Origin of the sequence: Luteolibacter rhizosphaerae, from assembly GCF_025950095.1 — a bacterium.
In the GTDB taxonomy this organism is placed as follows: domain Bacteria; phylum Verrucomicrobiota; class Verrucomicrobiia; order Verrucomicrobiales; family Akkermansiaceae; genus Haloferula; species Haloferula rhizosphaerae.
Window position 1 is genome coordinate 42,088 of sequence record NZ_JAPDDR010000008.1, and the last position, 20,594, is coordinate 62,681.

Sequence of the window (20,594 nt, forward strand, 5' to 3'; positions counted from 1 at the left end):
CGGATTATTTCCCTGCCTGAATCGCGGTCGCATTGACCACGAGCAGATCGGCGGAGGAGCCTTCTGCGACCTTGCCGGTGACGGTCACCTTGGCGAGGTGGTCGAGCCCGGCCACGCCTTTCACACCCTCTTTCAACGGGCGCCCCTCGGCATCCACGATCTGCACGGTCGCCGTTCCCTGCTTCTTCTCCTCCGCAGGTTCGCAGCACACATCCCAAGGCGTGTCGCACTTGTCGCCCGGGATCTCGTCGCAGGAAGTCAGCAACTCCGGATCACCCAGGATGAAGACCGCTCGACCCTCCACGAAGGGCGAGGCATTCCCCATGATTTTGCCGGAGATCGTGATGGTATCCCCCGGTTTGGCCGTGGTCCGCACGGTATGGATGGCTTGGGCCGTTCCGCTCGGTGCGGTGGAAGTGACCTTGGTAACCTCCGCGCTCGGCGCGGCGGGTGCTGCGGTCGGGCTGCCGGAGGATGCGGCTGCCGCCTCCTTCTTCTCCCCGCAGGACGCGAGCAGGCAAGTGGCGAGGGCGATGGGAACAATGGCTTTCATATGGTTCGATTGGGTAGGGTTGAATGAGATCAAGTGGAACGAAGAGCTACGGGAAGCGCAGGCTTCAGGCAGCGGATGGCAGGCGGGATCGCCCCGACGAGACCGAGCAGGAATCCGGTCACGATGCCCGCCACCGCGACCTCCGGCCCGATCTCCATCGTAAAGGTGCCGATTGAAAAGGGCACCGCCACACCGTCCAGCAAAACGATGGCAATCACCGAGCCGAACAAGGCCCCGCAGAGACAGGCTAGAACGCTTTCCTGCACCAGGCTCGCCAGCAGGGACCCCCGGCCGAAACCGATTGCCTGTAGCGTGGCCATCTCCCGCACCCGGGAGGCGAAGGCGGCGTAGAGCGTGTTGATCCCGCCGAAGATCGCCCCGGCGCCGATCAGCGCGGCGGTGATCCAGGTCATCGCCCGCAGCGGCTGGAAGAAGGAACTAAGGCGAGCATAGTAGTCGCTCTCCCGCAGCGCGCTCAGCTCCAGGTCCAGACGTTGCTTTGCGAAGAGGTCCGCCTCCACGAAGTCCGCCGGATCGCTCAAGCGCAGCGTCACGCAGGAGACGGTATCGCGCTTCGCCAGCACCCGCAGATCGCTTAGCGTCGCCCACAGTTCGGACTCCAGCACCGTGCCCGGTGCCGAGAAGATCCCGGAGATCGCCAGCTTCTGTCCATCCAGCACGATGAAACTCCCGAGCTTCAGGCTCTCTGCGGTGATGCCGAGTTTCCTCCACGCCAGACGGCCCACCGCCACCTCGCCCGCACCGGGAAACTTGCCTTCGGCGATCCTCACCTCCGGATGGACTCGCAGCGCCTGGGGCGTCACACCCCTCATCAGGGCCTGCACGCGTTTCCCGTCTGCTAGATCCACCGGCGCCATGTAGTGAATCTCCGTCGATACGGCGCGCACCCCGAGTGCCTCCGTGATTCCGGGGACCGCTGCCTCCGCGATTCCTGCGGCCGCCTCGCTCACCTCGCTGCGCTGGATGCTCTCCTCCGAGCCCGCGCCCACCAGGATCACGTTGTGCGGCGAGCCGGAAGCGGAAAGCACCCGCTTCATCCCGGAGTTGATCGCCACCGCGGCCATCACCAGCAGCACTACCAGCGCGCTACCGCCGATCGTCTGGAGTAGCCGGCCCTTCGAGCGGAATAGATTCCGCACGGCATAAGTTAGAGGTAGCATCTCAGTTCCTCAGGTTCTTGACGATAGGTTGGCGGATCGCCTGGAAGGCGGGCCAGAGCGAGGCGAAGACCCCCAGCAGCAGCGCCGCCACGATGCCGCTCGCCACCACCAGCGCATCCGGCTGGACCGAAAGCGTCTGCCCTTCGTTCCCCATCGTGATGTTCTGCCATTTCAGGAATCCTGCGGAGAGCGCCACACCGGTCACGCCGCCCACCAGGCCCAGCATCCCTCCCTCGCTCACCACCAGACAGGCGATGGCACGCCCCGGATAGCCCAGCGTCCGCAGCACCGCATTCTCCTTCACCCGGCCGCGCACCACCAGCAGCAGCGCATTCGCCACCAGCGCCGCCACCGCGATCACCGCGCCGACACCGAGCCAGCGCGTGAACCCGATCAACTGGATCAGCTGTGCCGCAGACTCCGCGAAGAAGGCCTTCTCCGGCCGCGTGTCGGTCGGCTGCGCATCGGAGTGGAAGCGCTCGTCAATCGCCTTCGCCACCGGGCCGAGATCCTTCGAGGCATTCACCCGCACATTGAACTGCGTCACGGTGCCCAATCCCACCTTCGAGGCTCGCTGCAGGAAGGGCAACTTCACGTAGGCCACGTTGTTGTCCTGTGCGAAAGGCGAGCTGATGATCGCGGAGACAGTCACCGTCACCCCCGCACCATCGAAGCTGTCACCCGGCTTCAAGCCGCGCCGCTTCGCGAAGACCTCGCCGAGCAAGGCTCCGTCCCCGCGATCCTTCCACTGCTGCATGCTTCCTTCCAGCACTTGGATCTCCGGCGCGAACTTCTCCAGTTGATCGTCAGGAACCCCGCGGAACGTGATCACATCCAGCGATGCCCCGCAGTTGTTCACCACGATCTGCACCGGGATCACCTCGCGCACACCCTCGATCCGCCGGATCTCATCGGCATAGTGCTCCGGCAACTGGCTCGCCGAGGGGCAGTAGCGATTCTGGCGATACACCACCAGCGTGGTATCGGCCGCCGTCTCCTCCGTCGCCTTCGCGAGCGCCCGCTGCAGCGTCTCTACCGCGGTGAAGAGGAACATGCCCGTCGCCACCCCCAGGATCGTCAGCAGCGAGCGCACCTTGTGCCGCGTGAGCTGGATCCACGAGAGACGTAGTAGATTCAGGATCGCACTCATGACAGGATCAGCTGGCCTTTCTCCAGATGCAGCGTTCGATCGGCAGCCTCCGCCGCCTTCGGATCGTGCGTCACCATCACGATGGTCTTGCCATGATCGCGGGAAAGCTGGCGCAGCAGGTCCAGGATCCGGGTCGCGGATTCACGGTCCAGGTCGCCCGTCGGTTCGTCCGCTACCAGCAGCTCCGGGTTCGCCACCAGCGCCCGCGCGATCGCCACCCGCTGCTCCTGCCCGCCGGAAAGCTCGGATGGCGTGTGATGCATCCGGTCGGCCAGACCCACCAACGTCAGTGCGGATTCCACCCGCTCGCGGCGCTCCTTCTTCGACATCGGCGCGAGTAGCAGTGGCAGCTCCACGTTCTCGAAGGCGCTCAGCACCGGCACCAGATGGTAGAGCTGGAAGATGTAGCCCACATGGTTCGCCCGCCACTTCGTCAGCTCGCGGCGGTTGAGCTTCGCGATCTCGCGCCCGCCGATCACCAGCGAGCCCTCCGTCGGCGAATCGATCCCTGAAAGCAGGTTCAGCAAGGTCGTCTTCCCGGATCCGGAGGGACCCATCAGCGCGAGGAATTCACCCCTCGCCACCTCCAGGTCGAGCTTTTCCAGCGGGGTCACGATGGTGGTACCCTTGCGATAGCTCTTCGAGAGCGCGCGACATTCGATCATGATCTCCTTCATGGCAGCTTCGGGTTAACGCGTTGGCCCTCGCGCAGGCCTTGGGGTGAAAGGACGACTTGTTCTCCGGGGCGCAGTCCGTCCGCGATGCGGACCATCCCCTCGCGTGATTCGCTGCTGGCTTGCACCGCCCGCTTCGTCACGCGCTTCGTTTCCGGGTCGCACACCCATACGCTGCCGCCATCCACCGCCTCCTGCGGTGCCCATGTCGCCAGCGCACCGGCCGCAGCCGGCGTGGTCACGCTGCTCCCGCCACTCATGAATTCCACCCGGGACAGCATCTCCGGGCGTAGTTGCTCGGTGGGCTTCTCGATCCTCACCTTCGCTTGCAGCGTGTTGCGTTGCACATCCGCCTCGCCGGTGATGCGGGTCACCTCACCTTCGAAGATCGTGTCCGGCAGCAGGCTACAGCGCACCTTCGCCTTCTGCCCCACGCTCAGCTTCGCCGCATCCGCCAGTGGCACATCCACCCGCACCTGCAGCTTCGTGGGATCGTACAGCACCGCGATCGTCGAACTGTCGGGGTCATCCATCAGCAGCATCTTCTTCTGCCCCGGTGCCGCCGCCAGCCGCAGCACCCGGCCCGTGATGGGGGAGGGGATCCTCGTTCGGGAAAGCGCCAGCTTCGCTTGATCCACCGCCACCGCCGCCACCTCGATCTGGTCCGCCTTCGCTTCGGTCTCCAGGTTCACGCGGTTGATCTCCGCTTCCAGTTCCGCCGCCTCGGACTGCGTCGCCAGATGCAGCGAGCGCTCGCGTTCATACCGCAGCCGCGCGGATACCACATCCGCCGCGGAGATCGCTCCCTTCAGATCCTTGATCCGTGAGTAACGGTCCTCCGCCTCGTCTTCGGACGTCTTCGCCGCCGTGATTCGCGTAGCCATTCCTTGCAGCCGCTTCTTCAGCGTCTCCACCATCGCCCGGTGCGCTGTGCATTCGGACTCCAGCGCCTTGTGGCTGCGCTCGGCAGAGGCCAGCACCAGCTTCGCATCGCTGTCGATCAGGGTGGCCAGAGCCTCGCCTTGCTTCACCGCCTGACCTTCCAGCACGTGGACCTGATCGATCACGCCGTCGATCAGCGCCGTCGCCTTCGTCGGCAGCGGATCCGGTTCGATCCACCCGCTGGCCTGGAACAGCATGCTGCCCCCGCTGCTGGTGTTGGTCGTCGTAGCGGTTTCCTCGCTGGCCGTGGCCAGCACGGTCGCCGTGGAGACATCGGGCGCAGGCAGCAGCCGGTCGCGGAAGAGGGCGAAGAATAAGAGCGCGAAGCACGCAAGCAGGCCGACCGGGATGATCCACGCAGGCACCCTCGGGGCTGCTTGGCTCTCCGGCTCACGGCGGGTGAGGGAATCGAGAGATGGGGTCATAAAAGGAATCGGGAGAGATGACACCCCGGTTAAGGGGCGGTAAATCGGCCGCACAAAGGCGCGACCGGGCAACGGCTCAAGGCCGATGCTTCACAGTCTCCAGACTCCAAGAATCGCCCGCTGTCGGCAGGGCTCGTCGGGACCGCGGATCGGCGTCGCCGCGGCATAGCTTTCCGTCGGCACGATCGCCACCGGTGGCAGCAGGAAGGGCTGCGGTGGCAGGTCCACCGCCATCAGCGGCGGCACCCCCTCCGGCGCGCCGATCGGTGGCGCATCCGGCAGTTCGTCCACCTGCACACAGCAGTGGGAATCGTGTTTCGTCTCCTTCTTGCACTTCGAGCAGCAGGCCTTCTCGCCTGCCGCTTTCAGTTCGTTCTCGATCAGACAGACGCGCACGGGGGCGGCTGCCAGCGGGACCATCATCCCGAGGCATGCCAGCAGGAACGCTGCAATGACCCGTCGCATCACGAAAACAAATCTCATCAGTGGGAGTTCAGGGTCAAGGGGATATTCCCCCGATTCCTGCCTGCCGCGGCCCGATAGCCGCGGCAGGTCGCCATCATCGGATCAATGCAGGTGCAGTTCGAAGCGCTCGGTCACCGCCTTCGCGTCGGCTGCCGTCTTCACCACCAGGATCATCGGCACGTGCGCACCGGCAGGCAGGGCCTTGTCGGAGATCAGCACGTTGGCATCCGCATCCTTGCCCTTGGCGAAGGCCAGCTTCACCGGGGCGGAGCGCTCGCCGCTCGTGCCGCTGATCGTCTGCGCCTCGATCGGCAGGGTCTTCTTGTCCTTGTCGAGGAACACGATCCGGGCCTTGCGCTCTTTGTCCACGACGACTTCGAGCGTGAAGCCGCCCTTGGATTCGACCAGGTGGCCGCCGTTAGGGCCCTTCTCGGCATGCTCGTGCCCTTCCTCGTCTTCATGCTCGTGATCGTGGTCATGCTTGGCATGCTCCTCCTTGCTCTCCTTGGAGTGGTCGTGATCGTGGTCATGCTTCTCTTCGGCGAAGGCAAGCGGGGTTCCGATCAGGGCGAGCAGGATCAACAGTTTCGGTTTCATTGGTCTTGGTATGGGGTTGTCGGTTTTCGGTTCAGACGTGTTTATCGGTGAATTCATTCAGTGGGTGGCAGGGGCATGAAGCGCCAGGGCCCGCTCCGCGGCTTTCTTGCCGAAGAGACGGAACACCGCCGGCGTCACGGCGAAGTCGAGGAAGGTCGAGGTGATCAGACCGCCCACGATGCAGATCGCCACCGGGCTCAGGATCTCCTTCCCCGGCTCGCCCATGGAGATCACGAAGGGAATCAGCGCGATCCCCGCGGAGAGCGCCGTCATCGTCACCGGGACGAAGCGCTCCAAGGTGCCGCGCTGGATCATGCGATCCGTGAATCCCTCGCCCTCATGCTTCATCAGGTGCAGGTAGTGCGAGATCATCATGATCCCGTTCCGGGCCGCCACACCCCCTACGGCGATGAAGCCCACCAGCGTGGCGATGCTGATGTTCCCCACGAGGATCCAAGTCAGCCAGAGGCTTCCCATCAGTGCCAGTGGCAGGTTCAACAGCACCTGGATGGCCAGCATCAGGCTCTTGAAGTAGCTCCACAGCAGCATCACGATCACCACCAGGATGACCGTGAAGAGCACCGCGATCCGTTCGGATGCGGCCTTCTCCGCTTGGAATTCTCCCTCGTAGCTGATGAAGGTTCCCTCCGGCAGCTTGATCTCCGCCGCGACCTTCTCCTGGAGCTGGCGCACCAGTTCGCCCGCATTCCGCTGGGTGGGCGTGATCGAGACGATGTAGCGGCGCTGCGTGTTCTCGCGCATCACCGAGCTGGGCCCGGAGGCTTCGCGGACGTCGGCCACGAGCTTCAGCGGGATGTTGCGACCGGTCTTGGTGTGGACCGGTAGCTCGCGGATCTTCTCCGGATCGTTCCGCCACTCCAGCGGCAGCCGGATCGCCAGGTCGATGGTGCGCTGGTTCTCCCGGAGCTGGGAGATGGAGGCACCACCTAACAGCATCGAGAGTTCCGAGTTCAGTTCGCCGGGCGTCACTCCGTGGGCGAGGGCCCGCTCGCGGTCCAGTTCGATCCGGAGCTGCGGGATCGGTGCCTGCTGGTCCAGCTTCGCATCCTCCAGTCCCGGGATCGTCTTCGCGATCGCCTGGATCTTGGTGCCGATCTCCGTGATCGCCGTCATGTCCTGGCCGAAGACCTTTACCGCGACCGGTGCCGTCACGCCGCTCAGCAAGTGGCTGATGCGGTGCGAGAGCGGCCCCGAGAGAATGCTGAAGGTGCCGGGCACCGTCTTGATCCGCTTGCGGATGTCCTCGAGCACCTCCTTGGTACTGCGGTCGCTGACGTCCTTCTTGAAGTCGATATCGAACTCGGCATTCGAGATCGGCACGACGTGATCGCTGCGCTCCGCACGCCCGATCCGGCGGCCGATGTGGTTGACCTCCGGCACCTGCCGGATCTGGTTCTCCACCGCCTTGGCGAGGTGTTCCATCTCCGCCAGCGAGGTTCCCGGCGCGGCTGCGGTGGTCACGATCACGGTCTCCTCATGGAAGGCGGGCAGGAAGTCCTTGCTCATCTTCGGGTAAAGCGTGAGCGCGAAGGCGAAAAGAATCGCCACCAAGGCAATCACGATGGTCGGGTGCCTCAGGCTCACGCGCAGCAGGGTAGCGCTCAGGAGCTTCTTCATTCCTCTGACCAGAGCGCCGTCCGCATGATGGGCAGGACCCTTGGGCCGCTCTCTGAGCAAGAGCGAACAGAGCACCGGGATCGCGGTGAGGGACACCACGAAGGAGGCGATCATGCTGACGATCGTGGCGATGGCGATCGGCGCGAAGAGTCGGCCCTCCACGCCGGCCAAGCCGAGCAGGGGCACGAAGACCAGCACGATCAGGACCGTCGCGTAGAGGATCGAGTTTCGCACCTCTCCCGAGGCTTGGGCGATCACCTCCAGCTTGGGCAGGGGATTTGCCAGATTGGCATTCTCCTTCAGTCGCCGGAAGACGTTCTCCACGTCCACGATCGCATCGTCCACGACCATCCCGATCGCGACCGCGAGCCCTCCCAGGGTCATGCTGTTCACGCTCATCCCGAACCATTTGAAGGTAAGTAGCGTGATCGCGAAGCTCAGCGGCATCGCCATCAGCGTGATGAAGGTGGTCCGGAAGTTCAGCAGGAACAGGAACAGGATGATCACCACCATCACCGCCCCATCGCGGATCGCTTCCATCAGGTTGTTGATCGAGCGGTCGATGAAGTCGCGCTGGCGGAATAGGATCGTCGCCTCCACGCCCTCGGGAAACGAAGGCTGCAGCTCCTCGATCGCCGCCTCGATCTTTTCCGTGAGATCGACGGTGTCGAAGCCCGGGGCCTTCACGATGCTCATGATCACCCCGGGCGTGCCGTTCACGCTTGAGTCGCCCCGCTTCGGTTCGGTGTCCCATGCCACTTTCGCGACATCGCCGATGCTGATGGGGCGTCCGTTGACCAGCTTGACAACCGTCTTGGAGATGTCCTCGAGCTGGATGGTCATCGCCAGGTTGCGCACCATGATTTCTTGCGAGCCGGTATCGATGAAGCCACCGGTGGAATTGGTGGCCGCCTCGCGGACGGCTTGTTCGAGTTCTTCGATCGACACGCCGTTCGCCTGCATCCGGAAGGGATCCGGTTGGACTTGGGCCTGCTTCACTCCGCCACCCATGTTCAAGACCTCGGCCACGCCGGAGATCGACTGGAGGCGCATCCGGATGTTCCAGTCCGCGATGGTGCGCACGTCCATCGGGGCTGTGCTGCCATCCGGGCTGCGGACACCGATGAGCAGGACTTCACCCATGATCGAGGCGACCGGGGTCAGATAGGGCTCGGTGCCCTCCGGTAGGGACTCGCGGGCGCTCTGGAGACGTTCTTGGACGAACTGTCGCGCCTTGTAGATATCCGTGCCCCAGTCGAATTCGGCGAACACGAGGGAGAGCGCGATGTCCGAGGTGGAGCGCAGCCGGTTCAGGCCAGCGATCCCCATGAGCGAGCTTTCTACCGGTTGGGTTACCAGGGTTTCGACTTCTTCCGGCGCGAGGCCGGGAGCCTCGATCAGGATGGTGACAGTCGGCTTCGTAAGGTCGGGAAGGACTTCAACCGGTAGCTCCCGCCCGGTCTTGAAACCGGCGGCGAGCAGGATGATGGCAAGCCCGATGATGATCGCCCGGTTCCGGAGCGACCAGCGGATGAGTAGGTTCAACATCGGCTCAAGCTTGTTCGGTGGTTCCGTCTGGACCCTTGCGCTTGGTGATCGAGGTGATCACCAGCAACACCGCCAAGACACCGGTGGAGATCATGAACAGCAGCTCGCGGCTGCTTACGCTGCCTTCACTGCCGTGATCATGTCCCGCTTCTCCACCGCCTTCGGCCTTGGCCTTTGCGGCAGCCGCTTGCTCCGGCGTCATCTCGGAGCCGTCTTCGTTGTGGGTGTGGCCGTGGGCCGCATCCATGGCTTCTTTCAGCGAGATCCCCCCGCCGCCCCCGGCAAAGCCGAGGGAGTAGGAACCACGGGTCACGACCTCGTCGCCGGGGTAGAGCCCGTCAACGATCTCGACCCGGTCCCCGCTGGCCTCTCCGACCTGCACGTTCACCCGGTCGAAGGCGTTCGCGAGGGTCACATGCTTGACATAGACGTGCCGGTTGGCCGGATTGCCTTGGAGCGCGTCCTTCGGCACGGAGAGCACGTTCTCGCGGATGCCGCTGAGGATCGTGAACTCCGCCCGCATCCCGGGCCGCAGGATGCCATCGGCATTCGGCAGCTTGAAGTAGGCGTCGATCGTGCCGCTCTCCTGGTCGGCCGCCGTGCCGAAGCGCAGCAGCTCGCCTTCGAACTCCCGTTCTCCAAGCGCCGCCACCTTGATCTTCGCCTTGGCTCCGGGCTTGATCGATCCGGCCTGATACTCCGGCACCCGCGAGACCGCATAGACTTCGGAGAGATCCGTGATCTCTAACAGGGCCTTGTCCGGCTCCACCGGATCGCCCAGCCGCGCGTCGGAGTGCATCACCAGCCCCTTGATGGGAGAGGAGAGCGGGATCACGGGCGGCGGATCACCGGGTTGGCGGCTTTCCACCTTCGCTATGACTTGGCCTTCGGATACCGTGTCGCCGGGGTTGACGTTCAGTTCGACCAGTCGCCCGGAGATACGGCTGCTCACCGCTCCGGTGCGACCCGGGATCACCTCGACCCGCCCGAGGGCGAAGGCGCTTTCCTCGAAGGTCGATTCCTCGACCGTGACCGTCTCGATCCCGAGGTTCTTCACGCCTTCCTCGGTCAGCAGCACCGTCCCGGCGCCGGGTCCCGCTGCCTTCAGCGCGGAGTAGGGGAGGCACAGCGCTCCCAGCATGCAATAAACGGAAAATTTCATCTTCTAACAGAAAGGGTTCAGGGTTTCGCCAGCGCCGATTCGTAGCGCACGCGGGCGAGGTGGAATTCACGCAGGGCGTCCAGTCGGGCGGCCATCAGTTGGACCTGCTTCTCGCGGGTCCGGAACACGGTTTGGATCTCACCTTGTCCCTTCTTGTAGGCCTCCTCCGCCGCCTTTGCTTGCTCGTCCGCCAGCGGCAGCAGGCCATTCTGCGCTTCGCCCAGGAGCTTCAGCCACTCCTGCATTTCCGCCTTGGCCGCCTCCGCTTCCAGGCGGATGCCGCGGGCCAGGGCGCTGGCTTCCTTCTCCATGCGTTCGTGCTTGGCCTTGGCCTCCTCGATCGCCCCCTCGTTCTTGTTCCAGAGGGGCAGGGGAAGGGTGAAGCGAAGGCCCATGATGCCCTCGCGGTCGTAGCCCTCCGGTGCATCTTCCGAGCGTTCGGCCCCGAAGAAGACCCCGGCCTCCACGTCCTCGTAGCGCTTCGATTGCTCGACCGCCACGTTCTGTCCCGCCGCCTGAGCTCCCAGCACCGCCGCCTGGAAGTCGGGCCGCTTCGAGGGATCCACCGCGCTCGCCGGCAGACTCGCCTCCGGCAAGCTCCCGCCTACATGCAGCGGTTCGTTCGGCCTGACCCCGAGCAGCGGCTTGATCTCGCCGATCGCTGCAGCCTCGCTGGCATCCAGTTGGCGCATCTCCAGCGTCAGGCTCGCCGCCTCGAGCTTCGCCTGCCCGGCATCGAGCGGTGATCCCTCGCCCTTCTCGGCCACGCCGGAGAGGAACTCCGCGAACTCCTTGGAGAGCGCTTCCTGGTCCTTCAGCAGCTCGCGGCGCTTCCGCACGGCCAGCACCTTCACGATGCCTTGCCGGGCCTCGGCGATGAGTTGGCGCTCGACCTCGCGGACCTCCGCCTGCGCCACCTTCACCTCGGTTGCGGAGACGTTCTTTTCCAGCCGCAGCCGGTTGGTCACGGGGAAGCGCTGGGAGAAACCGATCTCCAGCGAGCGCTCGCGGTAGCGGGGATCATGGGACATCTCGATTCCCAGCTCGGGATTCGAAAGTCGTCCGGATTGCGTCTGGCGGCCCTGCGCTTCGCGGATGCGGAGCCGGGCGGCGGCCAGACCGGGATTTTGGGCGCGGACCCGGTCTCCCACGCTCGCAAGCGAGATGACGACGCCGGGTTCGGCATGGCCCATGGAGATCGCGGCACACCAGGCCGCGATGGCACGGGGAATAAAACGGTGCATGGATGAAAGGGAGCCGTCCCTATGTTCAAAGACACGGGACGGATGAATCACTTGGAAAACCTTTGAAGGAACTCCGCCGGCCGACAAAGGGGCCATGGCGGATGGACGGCGGGCACACGGGCCGGCCGGAGCATCGGAATCTCGATGCTCAGATCAAAGGCGGCTTATCCAAGGCGAAGACCGGCTCGTCGGGCTTCAGCGCGGAGTGCCATGCGACATCCACACGGGATCCGCCCGGAGGCAGGATCGTGTAGCGGAGCAGCTCGTCACCGGCCAGCGCTCCCGTATGGCAGCAACTGTTCGCGTGATGGTGCTCGTGCGGTCCCGGAGGGCAATCCGGGCCATGGCCGTGATCGTGGCCATGGGAATCCCCGCCGCCCTCTTCGTCGTGACCGCCGTGGTCATGATCGTGGCCGCAGCTGTGCTCCATCTTCGGCTCCGAGTGGACATGGTCCATCGCGAGCACGCGACCGCAGAGCCCGGCGATTACGCCGAACACCAGCAGCCATGAAAGCCAACCGCGCACGCTTCCGAAGAAACTCCCTTATATCTATTCTGCAAGCTGAAACCACCGGCACCCGGTCCCGAAGATCCCGCTTCCCTCCCTCCGTCTGTCTGCCGAAGATCCGGCGATGCCTGTCGCCGAGCCCCAGAAGGAACTCCGCTTTACCCGTGCGGGACAGGCCCTCGTCTTCGCGATTCTCGCCGCCGTGCTGGTCATGGTCGCCCTCGTCTTCTTCCTCCTCGCCCCCCACCGGCCGGACCACCCGGTCCTGCCGCACCCGGCTTGGGGTTTCCTGCCGCTGGCCCTCGCCCTGCTGGCCGCCCGCCTCGCCTGGCACTGCGCCCGCCACGCCTACATCCTGCTCAGCCCCATCGGCGTGGAGATCTTCCCCTTCTTCCGCCCGGCCGCGAACATGCAGGTCATCCCATGGGCCCAGATCGCCGCCGCCGAAGTGGGCGACAAAATGCTCACCCTTCACTTCTCCGCCGAGAAAACCGCCGGCATCCACCTCGCCCTTTCCCCGATCGCCAAGGACCGCCGCGAACTCCTCGCCAAGGCGATCCGCGGCCGTCTGCCGTCATAATCCGATGTTCGGGTTGGACGTCCGGTCCCCGATGTTCAATTTCCCCGCATGCGCCCGCCATCACGACAGATCCTTTCCGTAGAAGAAGCCTTCGGCCAGCAGGGCTGGCACTGCGAGGCGGTCGAGGGCAAGGACGTCCTGCGCGCGGTCTTCACCGCCCACCACACCCGCATCGAGATGATCGTTCAGGCCTACCCGCCCATGAACGCACTCGCCATCATGGGTGAAATGCCCCTGCCGCTGGACGAGGAACACCAGCCCTACCTGCTCGAACTCCTCGCCCGCGCGAACAAGACCCTCAACCTCGGCGGCTTCGAATACGACCTCGACCGGCAGCGCCTCGTCTTCCGCATCACGAACCTCTTCGACAAGGAGCGCTATGATGCCGACATCGTCTCTTCCATGGTCCACTGCACCGTGGCCGAGATGGACCGCATCGCCCCCTACGCCTCCACCGTCATCCGCACCCCGGAAGATCTTCTCGACGATCTCGACCTCAAACGCCTCCTTCAACGCGAAGACTTCATCCCTCCCGTCCCGGGAGATGAGGACGACCTGCCCTGACCGACCGCCACCATCGCCATGAAAGCCATCTGCCTCCTTCTTGCCTCCGCCGGAATCGCTTGCGCTGCCGATGCCGCTCACCCCGCCGATGCCTGGGAGTTCACCTTCGAGTCCGGCTACCTCTGGAACATCGGCTCGAACACCGATATTGACTACGAGATCGCACCCACCCAGCTCACCTTCCGCAGCCCTACCGTCCTCGATTGGTTCGCCGGGGCGGATGGCTCGCGCCTCGTCGTCCGCAGCCGCTTCTCGCTCCTCGGCGAGTCCATCGTCGAAGGCCCGGAGGACTACTACATCGGCATCAATGGCGCCCCCTCCATCGAATACTGGTTCCCCGATCAGAAGACCTCCGCCTTCTTCTCCATCGGCGGCGGCTTCGGGTGGACGAATTCCACCCGCGACCCGGAAGGCCAGGGCCAGGACTTCACCCTGAACTGGTTCTCCCACCTCGGCCTGCGCCGCGAGATCTCGCCGAACCTCTCGGTACTAGGCGGGGCGTACTTCATCCACCACTCGAACGGCGGCCAGACCGACCCGAACCCCGGCATCGACGCCCTCGGCTTCACCCTCGGCCTCGGCTGGCGCTTCTAGTCATTTCCCCACCACGGGCCACCCGTCCTTCCACTTCAGCGGCAGCATCCGCAGGTCGGATCTCCCCCTGCGGTCCTTGTCGTAGAAGTGGTGCACCAGCATCTCCTTGCCCTTCTCCGCGAAGATCGAGGCATGCCCCGGCCCGATGAACCGCCCTTCCGTCGCGAGGAAGGCCGAGCCCCCGCCATCCTTCAGATCTACCCCGTCGCGGTCCACGTAGGGCCCCCTCACATCCCTGCTCCGCCCCACCCGGATCTCATACGTGCTCTCCACCCCGCGACAGCACTTCCCCCAGTTCACGAAGAGGTAGTAGTAGCCGCCATGCTTGTGAATGAACGGCGCCTCGATCTCCGGATACATCGCCAGCTTCACCGGCTTCGCCTCCTTCTTCGCCAGCCCCGTCTCCGCATCCAGTTCGATCAGGAAGATCCCTTCCCAGAACGAACCGAAGCTCATCCACAGCTTCCCTCCATCCGCAATGATCGCCGGATCGATCGCATTGTAAGGATCACCCCGCCGCGAACGGATCACCACACCCTCGTCCTTCCACCCGTAGTCCTTCGCCGTCGGATCCAGCGTCTTCCCGCTCGCCAGCCCAATCGCCGAATGCTGCGAGCCGAAGCTCGATACCGAGTAGTAAACCAGCCACCGGTCCTTTACCCGGATCACGTCCGGCGCCCACAGATGCCCCTTGTTCTCCGGCACCTCCGCCTTGTGCCACGCCGGTAGCGCCGCGAAGACCGGCCCCGCCTTCTTCCAGCGGCCATCGGCCTCCCGCTTCAGGAGATGCACTCCCTGTCCCGTGCTCAGGCACCACACCCCGCCGCCATCTTCCACCACCGTCGATGGATCATGGATGCGCGGATAGTCGCCACCCTCCCACCCCTGGGCCACGACAGGCCGAATCAAACCGAGCACCAATCCCGGCAGCAAAAGCACGAATCGCATCCCTTGGAAACGCCACGCCCGGCCACAAGTTTCAAAGATGTCGGAATGCCTCTCGCGGAGAGTAACGACAAATGTCGTCAAATTCTCTCGACGATGACGACATTTGTCGTCACTCCTTCCGCCATCGATGAAGTCCCTGCCTCCTCTCTCTCCAGCCGAGCAAGCGCTCATGGACCTGGTCTGGCAGCGCCAGCCGGTGTCCGTCGCCGCCCTGCTCGACCTCGTGAATGCCGACCGCGACGAGCCGATCACCCGCAATACCCTGCAGACCCAGCTCACCCGCTTGGAGGCGAAGGGCTGGCTCCTGCGCGATGAGGGCGAGCGCATCCGCCTCTACCGCGCCGCCGTCCAGGCGAAGAAAGGCCGCGGCAAGATCCTCTCCGAGCTCAAGCAACGCCTCTTCAGCGGCTCGGGCCTCTCCCTCGTCCGCTGCCTCGTGGAAGAAGGCGGCCTCAGCGATCAAGAGATCAAGGACCTCAAGGCCCTCATCGCGAATCACAAGAAAGGAGGCAAGCCATGACCCTCTCACCCTATCTCATGACGGTGGCCCTTCACGCGCTGTTGCTCTCAGCGGCGGTGGCTCTCTTGCTGGCATGTTTCCGCACACCCGCTCGCCGCTCCGCCCTCGCCTTGGCGGGAGTGATCGCCGTCGCCATCCTCCCTTGGTTTTCGGCACTGCTTCCCACTCATACACCGGAGCCATCGGCACCGCTCCCACTACCCTCCACCACGGATTCGGGCTCATGGCGTGTCTTCACGATTCCCGCCGATGACTTCACGATCGCTCCGACCCCGGACGCGGGATCCGCACCCTCGTTCACCCTGCCATCGGCATGGACTCTCGCCGCATGGGCTTGGCCCGCCGGCAGCGTCATCGCCCTCCTCGCAATCGCCTGCAGCCTCTTGAAGCTCCACCGCTGGAGCACTTCGTTCCGCGAGCCCCGCTCCGATGAAGCCAGCCTCTTGGCTTCCTCTCTCCCTCCCGGTCTTGCGCTCGGACAGATCCGCCTCACCGCGGTTCCGTGCAGCCCTTGCGTCACCGGCTTCATCCGCCCTCTTCTGGTCATTCCTTCTGCTCTGTTAGATTCTTCATCCGCCCGCGAGCTCCTTTGGATCCTCCGCCACGAGCAAGGCCACCTCATAGGTCACGACTCCCGTTGGACCCTCCTCATCGCCCTCTCTCGCGCCCTCTTCTGGTGGAATCCCTTCATCCACCATCTGGCCGGGCACTGGGCTGCCGCCCGCGAGGAAGTCTGCGACCTCCACGCGGAGACCGCGGAGCGCTCGGGTTACGGCAATTTCCTGATCCGCTTGGCCACCGCCTGCAAGGGCTCGCATCGCCTCGCCGCCCCCATGGCCAGCGGAGCCAAGCGCCGTCTGCGTAAGCGTCTCGTCTCGTTCCTGAATGCTCCGGAAACGATCAGCCTCCGGGTCGGTCGCCCCTTCATCGCCATCCTTGCGATGGCCTTGCCCGTCCTCGCCCTTTGCAGCTCCTGCGTCCATATCGGCGGGAAGAAAGAACAAGTCGCCACCTCGTCCGCCGGGATGCCGCCGCTCCTGCTCGAAGCCGGCAAGGATAGGAAGGGAAGCATGCCGAACCTCATGGTGAAGCTCAGCAACAAGGTTCTCGCCACAGCCACGCCGCTCACGTTCAACGGTGTGGTCCTCGACAAGAGCGGCACGGTCCTGACCTCGTTAGAGCTGCAGTTGTTGATGAGACAAGCCGCCACGATGCGCGGAGCCATGCTCCGGACTTTCCCTGCCATCTCCATCAGAAATGGCGAGAAGGCAGTCATCGAGATGATCCGCGAAAAGCCTCCCGTCCCCGGCGAGGAAAGGATCACCGCCGGCTGGGAACTCAATCAGACCATCCGCTACAACGGGAAGTCCCTCAGGCTGGGCAATCACATCCGGTATGCCTTCGTTCCCGATAAGCAGTTCTCCTTCTCTTCGCAGTCGCCCGATGGGAATGAAGCCCCGTTGAGCAAGTCCGATTGGAACAAGCTGGAGGTCATGACGGCAGCCACGGAAGCCAAAGTCCCGGAGAGCCATGCGGTGATCACCTATATGGGCGAGGACTCCTCTGGCCTGCACACCATTCTCATTACCGAGGTCATTCCCATCGATCCCACGGGGCGAACGGTCGCTCGCTATCGCGATGCCATCTACTCACCCCATCCGCGCGAAACCTTGCCCGGCAAGGTCCGTGTAAACGCCGCGCTTCTCAGCGGACCCTCCCTGAGCTATCTGGATACCTCGCTCAAGGATGTGAACCGGATCTACAGCCCGGATATGATGGCCACTCACATTGTCGGCATCTTCACACCCTGGCAGTGGCGTCTGGTTAAGAAGGATCTGAAAGTCGAGGACCTCGGCCCCGCCACCTTCTCGGCAAATATCGAGCACCAACCATGGGAGAAGCTTCCGGAGCTCATGCTCGCGGCCCGGCGCTACAAGAATGACGAGGGCTTGGTCTCGCTCGACATTTCGGTGAAGGAACCCGGAGAGGTTCGCAGCGGTCGCTTCATCCGTCAGGCTCTGAATGTCTCCACCGGCACCACTGTCATCTACCGCTTCCCTTCCTTGGAGGGCAAGATGCCCCGGCACCTCGCCCTCACCGTTGAGACCGTTGAGTAGCGGCTCCATCGTCCGGTCGGGAGCCTGTGCCGCCCGTTCTTTTTCAGTCCCTTGCATCTGGGCTCTGGACTCTTGTCGCGCGGCGCTCTACTCCCTGCCCCGCCATGTCCGACACCGCGCAACCCCAATCCACCGAAGCTGAACTCATCGCCGTCCGCCGTGAGAAGCTCGGCAAACTGCGCGAACTCGGCGTGGACCCCTACGGCGCCGCCTTCGAGACCACCCACACCCCCGGCGATCTCCGCTCGAATTTCACCGAAGGCCAGCAGGTCAAGGTTGCCGGCCGCATCACCGGCCTGCGGAATATGGGCAAGTCCTGCTTCTTCCACGTCGGCGATGTCCTCGGTGCCATCCAGGGCTACCTCGCCGTGAAGGAACTCTCCGATCACGACCGCGAGATCTTCGATTGCCTCGACCGCGGTGACTGGGTCGGCATCGAGGGCGAGACCTTCCTCACCCGCACCGGCGAGCCCTCCATCAAGGTCTCCGGCTTCACCGTCCTTTCCAAGTCTCTCCGTCCCATGCCCGACAAGTGGCACGGCGTCGCGGATCGCGAGATCAAATACCGCAAGCGCCACCTCGACCTCATGTCGAATGAGGAGAGCGCTGCCATCTTCGTCACCCGCTCGCGTATGCTCGCGGAGATCCGCGCCTTCTTCCACGAGCGGGGCTACCTGGAGGTCGAGACCCCCATGCTGCAGGACATCCCCGGCGGTGCCGCGGCGCGTCCCTTCGAGACCTATCACAATGCCCTCGGCATGCCGCTCACCCTGCGCATCGCCCCGGAGCTCTTCCTCAAGCGTCTCCTCGTCGGCGGCTTCACCAAGGTCTTCGAACTGAACCGCAATTTCCGCAACGAAGGCATCTCCCGCCGCCACAATCCCGAGTTCACCATGCTCGAGGCCTATCAGGCCTTCGCGGATTTCGAGATCATGGCGGACCTTGTCGAGTCCCTCATCTGCCACCTCGCGGAGAAGTTCTGCGGCACCTTGCAGATCGAGCACAAGGACGAGGAGGGGAATGTCACCCGCACCATCGATCTCCAGCGCCCTTGGAAGCGCGCGGATTACAACGACCTCGTCGCCGCCGCTGCCGGTCAGGACTTCTTCACCATCACCGCGGAGCAGCGCCGCACCCGCTGCGAGGAACTCGGCGTCCAGATCTCCCCGGAGATGGAAGACCACGAGGTCATCCAGCAGGTCTTTGAAAAGCTCGTCGAGGAGAAGTCCTTCAATCCCTGCTTCGTCCAGCGTGTCTCCAGCGAGTTGGTCCCGCTCGCAAAGCTCAGCCCCGGCGGCAAGACCGTGGAAGTCTACGAGCTCGTCATCAATGGCCAGGAGATTTCCCCCGGCTACTCGGAGCTCAATGACCCCGATGTCCAGCGCGAGCGCCTCGAACACCAGTCCGGCGAGGAAACGCAGAAGGTCGACTACGACTTCATCGAGACTCTCGAGCACGGCATGCCTCCCGCCGGCGGCATCGGCATCGGCATCGATCGCCTCATCATGATGCTCACTGGTGCCCCCACCATCCGCGACGTCGTCCTCTTCCCCCTCCTCAAGCGCAAGGAAGGCTGATACCGGGTGCGCATACACCAAGGAGAGCGCGCGTCTCGCACGCTTCTTACATCGCGCACAGATGCTCGCCCCCAAGGGTAAGTAGTCCCGCCTTCAGGCGGACGAAGCCGTTCTTCTGCGCCGCACCCCCTCTGTAGCGGAAGGACTCTTGTCCTTCCGGCTGCTCGCGTCCACCCCTTGGAAGGCCATCTTCTTCCGTCAACCTGTCTTCCCTAAAACCCGCGCCCCCCGATACCGCGAACTTCGCGCAGCCGCCCCGGGAGCGCGGACTTCAGTCCGCATCAAGGAGAGCGCGCGTCTCGCGCCTCCTACATTGCATATAGATGCTCGCCACCAAGGGTAAGTAGTCCCGCCTTCAGGCGGACGAAGCCGTTCTTCCGCGCCGCAACCCCTCTGTAGCGGAAGGACTCTTGTCCTTCCGGCTGCTCGCGTCCACCACTCGGGACGCCATCTTCTTCCGTCAACTTGTCTTCCCCCAGACCGGCGCCCCGGGACCGCGCACTTCGCGCAGCGAAGAGGTCCGATTGACGACTTCAATCTTAGTCGGACAACTTCAGTCCGCATCAAGGAAAGCGAGGGTCTCACGCTCTCTCACCGCCCACACCCAGAGTGCGCCTAACAAACCCACCCCCATCCCCCGACACTCCCCTCACTTCTCCCTCTTCCCCGCCTCATTCTCCGCCTCGCTCCACTCGAATTTCGGCAGCTTTGCCCGGTCCAATCCCTTCAGGTGCGCCTCGCCCTTCCGGCTCGCATCATCGGCCCGCACATAGCTCCACTTCTTGTCGCCGAAGATCTCCTCGCACAGCTTCGCCACCCCCGGATCATACTCCTTCAGCTCCGCCCGCGTGTTCACATGGTTGTGGATCGCATCGTTCTCCCGGTTCGTCCCGAACCACGATTGCACCGCCTCCGCCCAGTACTCGTAGTGGTTCTCCGCTGCGTAGCAGTTCTTCCACTTCCCCTCCTTCAGCGCCGCATCATACGCCGCCTTCAGCCGCTCGTCGAAGCTGCTGTCCAGCGAGTTCACTCCCATCTGGTGGATCGCATGCGCGAACTCGTGCACCATGATGCTCTCCGTCGAATACGGATCGCCCGGGCAGCACAGCAGGTTCTCCTCCCCGCAGCTTACCGATGGCCGCTCGTGCGTCGCCCCCAGTCCCCGGGCCCGTCGGTTCCAGAATTCCTTCGGTGTTAGATCGGAGTGCTCCGGCACATCGCAGGTCCGCTCGCCCGTCGCCATCACCGTCAGGCGCACCTTGTTCTTCGCCATGGCGGAGAGGATGTCGTCCCGCCCCTCCAGCATCGATTTCACCAGCACCGCCGCCTCGCTCAGCGCCGGATCGCTCACCTTCGCGGAGGACACGATCGGGAACTCACCCGTCATCACCACCTTCGCATAGAAGGGCGAGAGCTTGAACTCCTCACGGATCTTCTCCGGAATCGGCGATTGGATCTCCTGTGCCTGAACCACCAGCGATTCGATTGCGAAGAATGCGAGCCATCTCATCCTCCCATCTTCACGAAAATCCCCGCCTCAAGCCAGAAGCTCTCGCGTCACTTGCCGAACCTCCAGTCCCCAGTCCCCAATCCGTAACACTATCAGG

19 protein-coding genes are annotated in these 20,594 nt (G+C 64.1%); 6 read left to right on the forward strand and 13 right to left on the reverse strand.

The features are described 5' to 3' along the window. Positions 1–4: 4 nt before the first annotated feature. The 11 genes from OJ996_RS15625 to OJ996_RS15675 all read right to left on the reverse strand — a co-directional run bounded on the left by OJ996_RS15625 (position 5) and on the right by OJ996_RS15675 (position 12,105). On the reverse strand, positions 5–553 hold the full coding sequence (locus tag OJ996_RS15625) for a hypothetical protein (protein ID WP_264514559.1): 549 nt from the start codon (positions 551–553) through the stop codon (positions 5–7). 29 nt (positions 554–582) lie between these two features. Further along, positions 583–1,734 (reverse strand): ABC transporter permease, encoded by a 1,152-nt coding sequence (locus tag OJ996_RS15630; protein ID WP_264514560.1) that lies wholly within the window; start codon positions 1,732–1,734, stop codon positions 583–585. 1 nt (position 1,735) lies between these two features. Then, a complete protein-coding gene (locus tag OJ996_RS15635; RefSeq protein WP_264514561.1) occupies positions 1,736–2,884 on the reverse strand; it encodes an ABC transporter permease in 1,149 nt (382 codons plus the stop codon). Then, positions 2,881–3,561 carry an ABC transporter ATP-binding protein gene (locus tag OJ996_RS15640; protein WP_264514563.1) on the reverse strand — a complete coding sequence of 227 codons (681 nt, stop codon included), beginning with the start codon at positions 3,559–3,561 and terminating at the stop codon, positions 2,881–2,883. The genes OJ996_RS15635 and OJ996_RS15640 overlap by 4 nt, the downstream gene beginning before the upstream one ends. Then, positions 3,558–4,925 carry an efflux RND transporter periplasmic adaptor subunit gene (locus OJ996_RS15645; RefSeq protein ID WP_264514564.1) on the reverse strand — a complete coding sequence of 456 codons (1,368 nt, stop codon included), beginning with the start codon at positions 4,923–4,925 and terminating at the stop codon, positions 3,558–3,560. Before OJ996_RS15645 ends, OJ996_RS15640 begins: the two co-directional genes overlap by 4 nt. A 90-nt stretch (positions 4,926–5,015) precedes the next feature. Continuing rightward, positions 5,016–5,408 (reverse strand): hypothetical protein, encoded by a 393-nt coding sequence (locus tag OJ996_RS15650; RefSeq protein WP_264514565.1) that lies wholly within the window; start codon positions 5,406–5,408, stop codon positions 5,016–5,018. Positions 5,409–5,492: 84 nt separating this feature from the next. After that, a complete protein-coding gene (locus OJ996_RS15655) occupies positions 5,493–5,987 on the reverse strand; it encodes a hypothetical protein (RefSeq protein ID WP_264514566.1) in 495 nt (164 codons plus the stop codon). A gap of 57 nt (positions 5,988–6,044) precedes the next feature. Further along, positions 6,045–9,173, reverse strand: coding sequence for an efflux RND transporter permease subunit (locus tag OJ996_RS15660; RefSeq protein ID WP_264514567.1), 3,129 nt, complete (start codon positions 9,171–9,173; stop codon positions 6,045–6,047). A gap of 4 nt (positions 9,174–9,177) precedes the next feature. After that, the gene (locus tag OJ996_RS15665; RefSeq protein WP_264514568.1) at positions 9,178–10,335 is read right to left on the reverse strand and encodes an efflux RND transporter periplasmic adaptor subunit; all 1,158 of its coding nucleotides are present in this window, start codon (positions 10,333–10,335) and stop codon (positions 9,178–9,180) included. A gap of 17 nt (positions 10,336–10,352) precedes the next feature. After that, positions 10,353–11,579 carry a TolC family protein gene (locus OJ996_RS15670; RefSeq protein ID WP_264514569.1) on the reverse strand — a complete coding sequence of 409 codons (1,227 nt, stop codon included), beginning with the start codon at positions 11,577–11,579 and terminating at the stop codon, positions 10,353–10,355. 148 nt (positions 11,580–11,727) lie between these two features. After that, on the reverse strand, positions 11,728–12,105 hold the full coding sequence (locus tag OJ996_RS15675; RefSeq protein WP_264514570.1) for a hypothetical protein: 378 nt from the start codon (positions 12,103–12,105) through the stop codon (positions 11,728–11,730). Positions 12,106–12,211: 106 nt separating this feature from the next. Here OJ996_RS15675 and OJ996_RS15680 point away from each other — a divergent pair, with 106 nt between their 5' ends. Genes OJ996_RS15680 through OJ996_RS15690 form a run of 3 tightly spaced genes read left to right on the forward strand, consistent with a single transcriptional unit; the run spans position 12,212 to position 13,825 of the window. Beyond that, positions 12,212–12,667, forward strand: coding sequence for a hypothetical protein (locus tag OJ996_RS15680; protein WP_264514571.1), 456 nt, complete (start codon positions 12,212–12,214; stop codon positions 12,665–12,667). A gap of 48 nt (positions 12,668–12,715) precedes the next feature. Beyond that, on the forward strand, positions 12,716–13,231 hold the full coding sequence (locus OJ996_RS15685) for a YbjN domain-containing protein (RefSeq protein ID WP_264514572.1): 516 nt from the start codon (positions 12,716–12,718) through the stop codon (positions 13,229–13,231). Positions 13,232–13,249: 18 nt separating this feature from the next. Further along, entirely contained in the window at positions 13,250–13,825 is a 576-nt protein-coding gene (locus tag OJ996_RS15690) for an acyloxyacyl hydrolase (protein WP_264514573.1), read from the forward strand. Here OJ996_RS15690 and OJ996_RS15695 read toward each other — a convergent pair whose 3' ends face one another. Next, positions 13,826–14,773 carry an arabinan endo-1,5-alpha-L-arabinosidase gene (locus tag OJ996_RS15695; RefSeq protein WP_264514574.1) on the reverse strand — a complete coding sequence of 316 codons (948 nt, stop codon included), beginning with the start codon at positions 14,771–14,773 and terminating at the stop codon, positions 13,826–13,828. Between the two features lie 127 nt (positions 14,774–14,900). On the opposite strand from OJ996_RS15695, the gene OJ996_RS15700 reads away from it, so the two are divergent. The 3 genes from OJ996_RS15700 to lysS all read left to right on the forward strand — a co-directional run bounded on the left by OJ996_RS15700 (position 14,901) and on the right by lysS (position 18,987). Then, complete coding sequence (locus OJ996_RS15700) at positions 14,901–15,293, forward strand: BlaI/MecI/CopY family transcriptional regulator (protein ID WP_264514575.1); 393 nt, start codon at positions 14,901–14,903, stop codon at positions 15,291–15,293. Further along, positions 15,290–17,410 (forward strand): M56 family metallopeptidase, encoded by a 2,121-nt coding sequence (locus OJ996_RS15705; protein WP_264514576.1) that lies wholly within the window; start codon positions 15,290–15,292, stop codon positions 17,408–17,410. Before OJ996_RS15700 ends, OJ996_RS15705 begins: the two co-directional genes overlap by 4 nt. Positions 17,411–17,514: 104 nt before the next feature. After that, positions 17,515–18,987 (forward strand): lysine--tRNA ligase, encoded by a 1,473-nt coding sequence (lysS, locus tag OJ996_RS15710; protein ID WP_264514577.1) that lies wholly within the window; start codon positions 17,515–17,517, stop codon positions 18,985–18,987. A gap of 649 nt (positions 18,988–19,636) precedes the next feature. Here the strand turns inward: lysS and OJ996_RS15715 are convergent. Further along, complete coding sequence (locus tag OJ996_RS15715; protein ID WP_264514578.1) at positions 19,637–20,497, reverse strand: hypothetical protein; 861 nt, start codon at positions 20,495–20,497, stop codon at positions 19,637–19,639. Between the last annotated feature and the right edge of the window lie 97 nt (positions 20,498–20,594).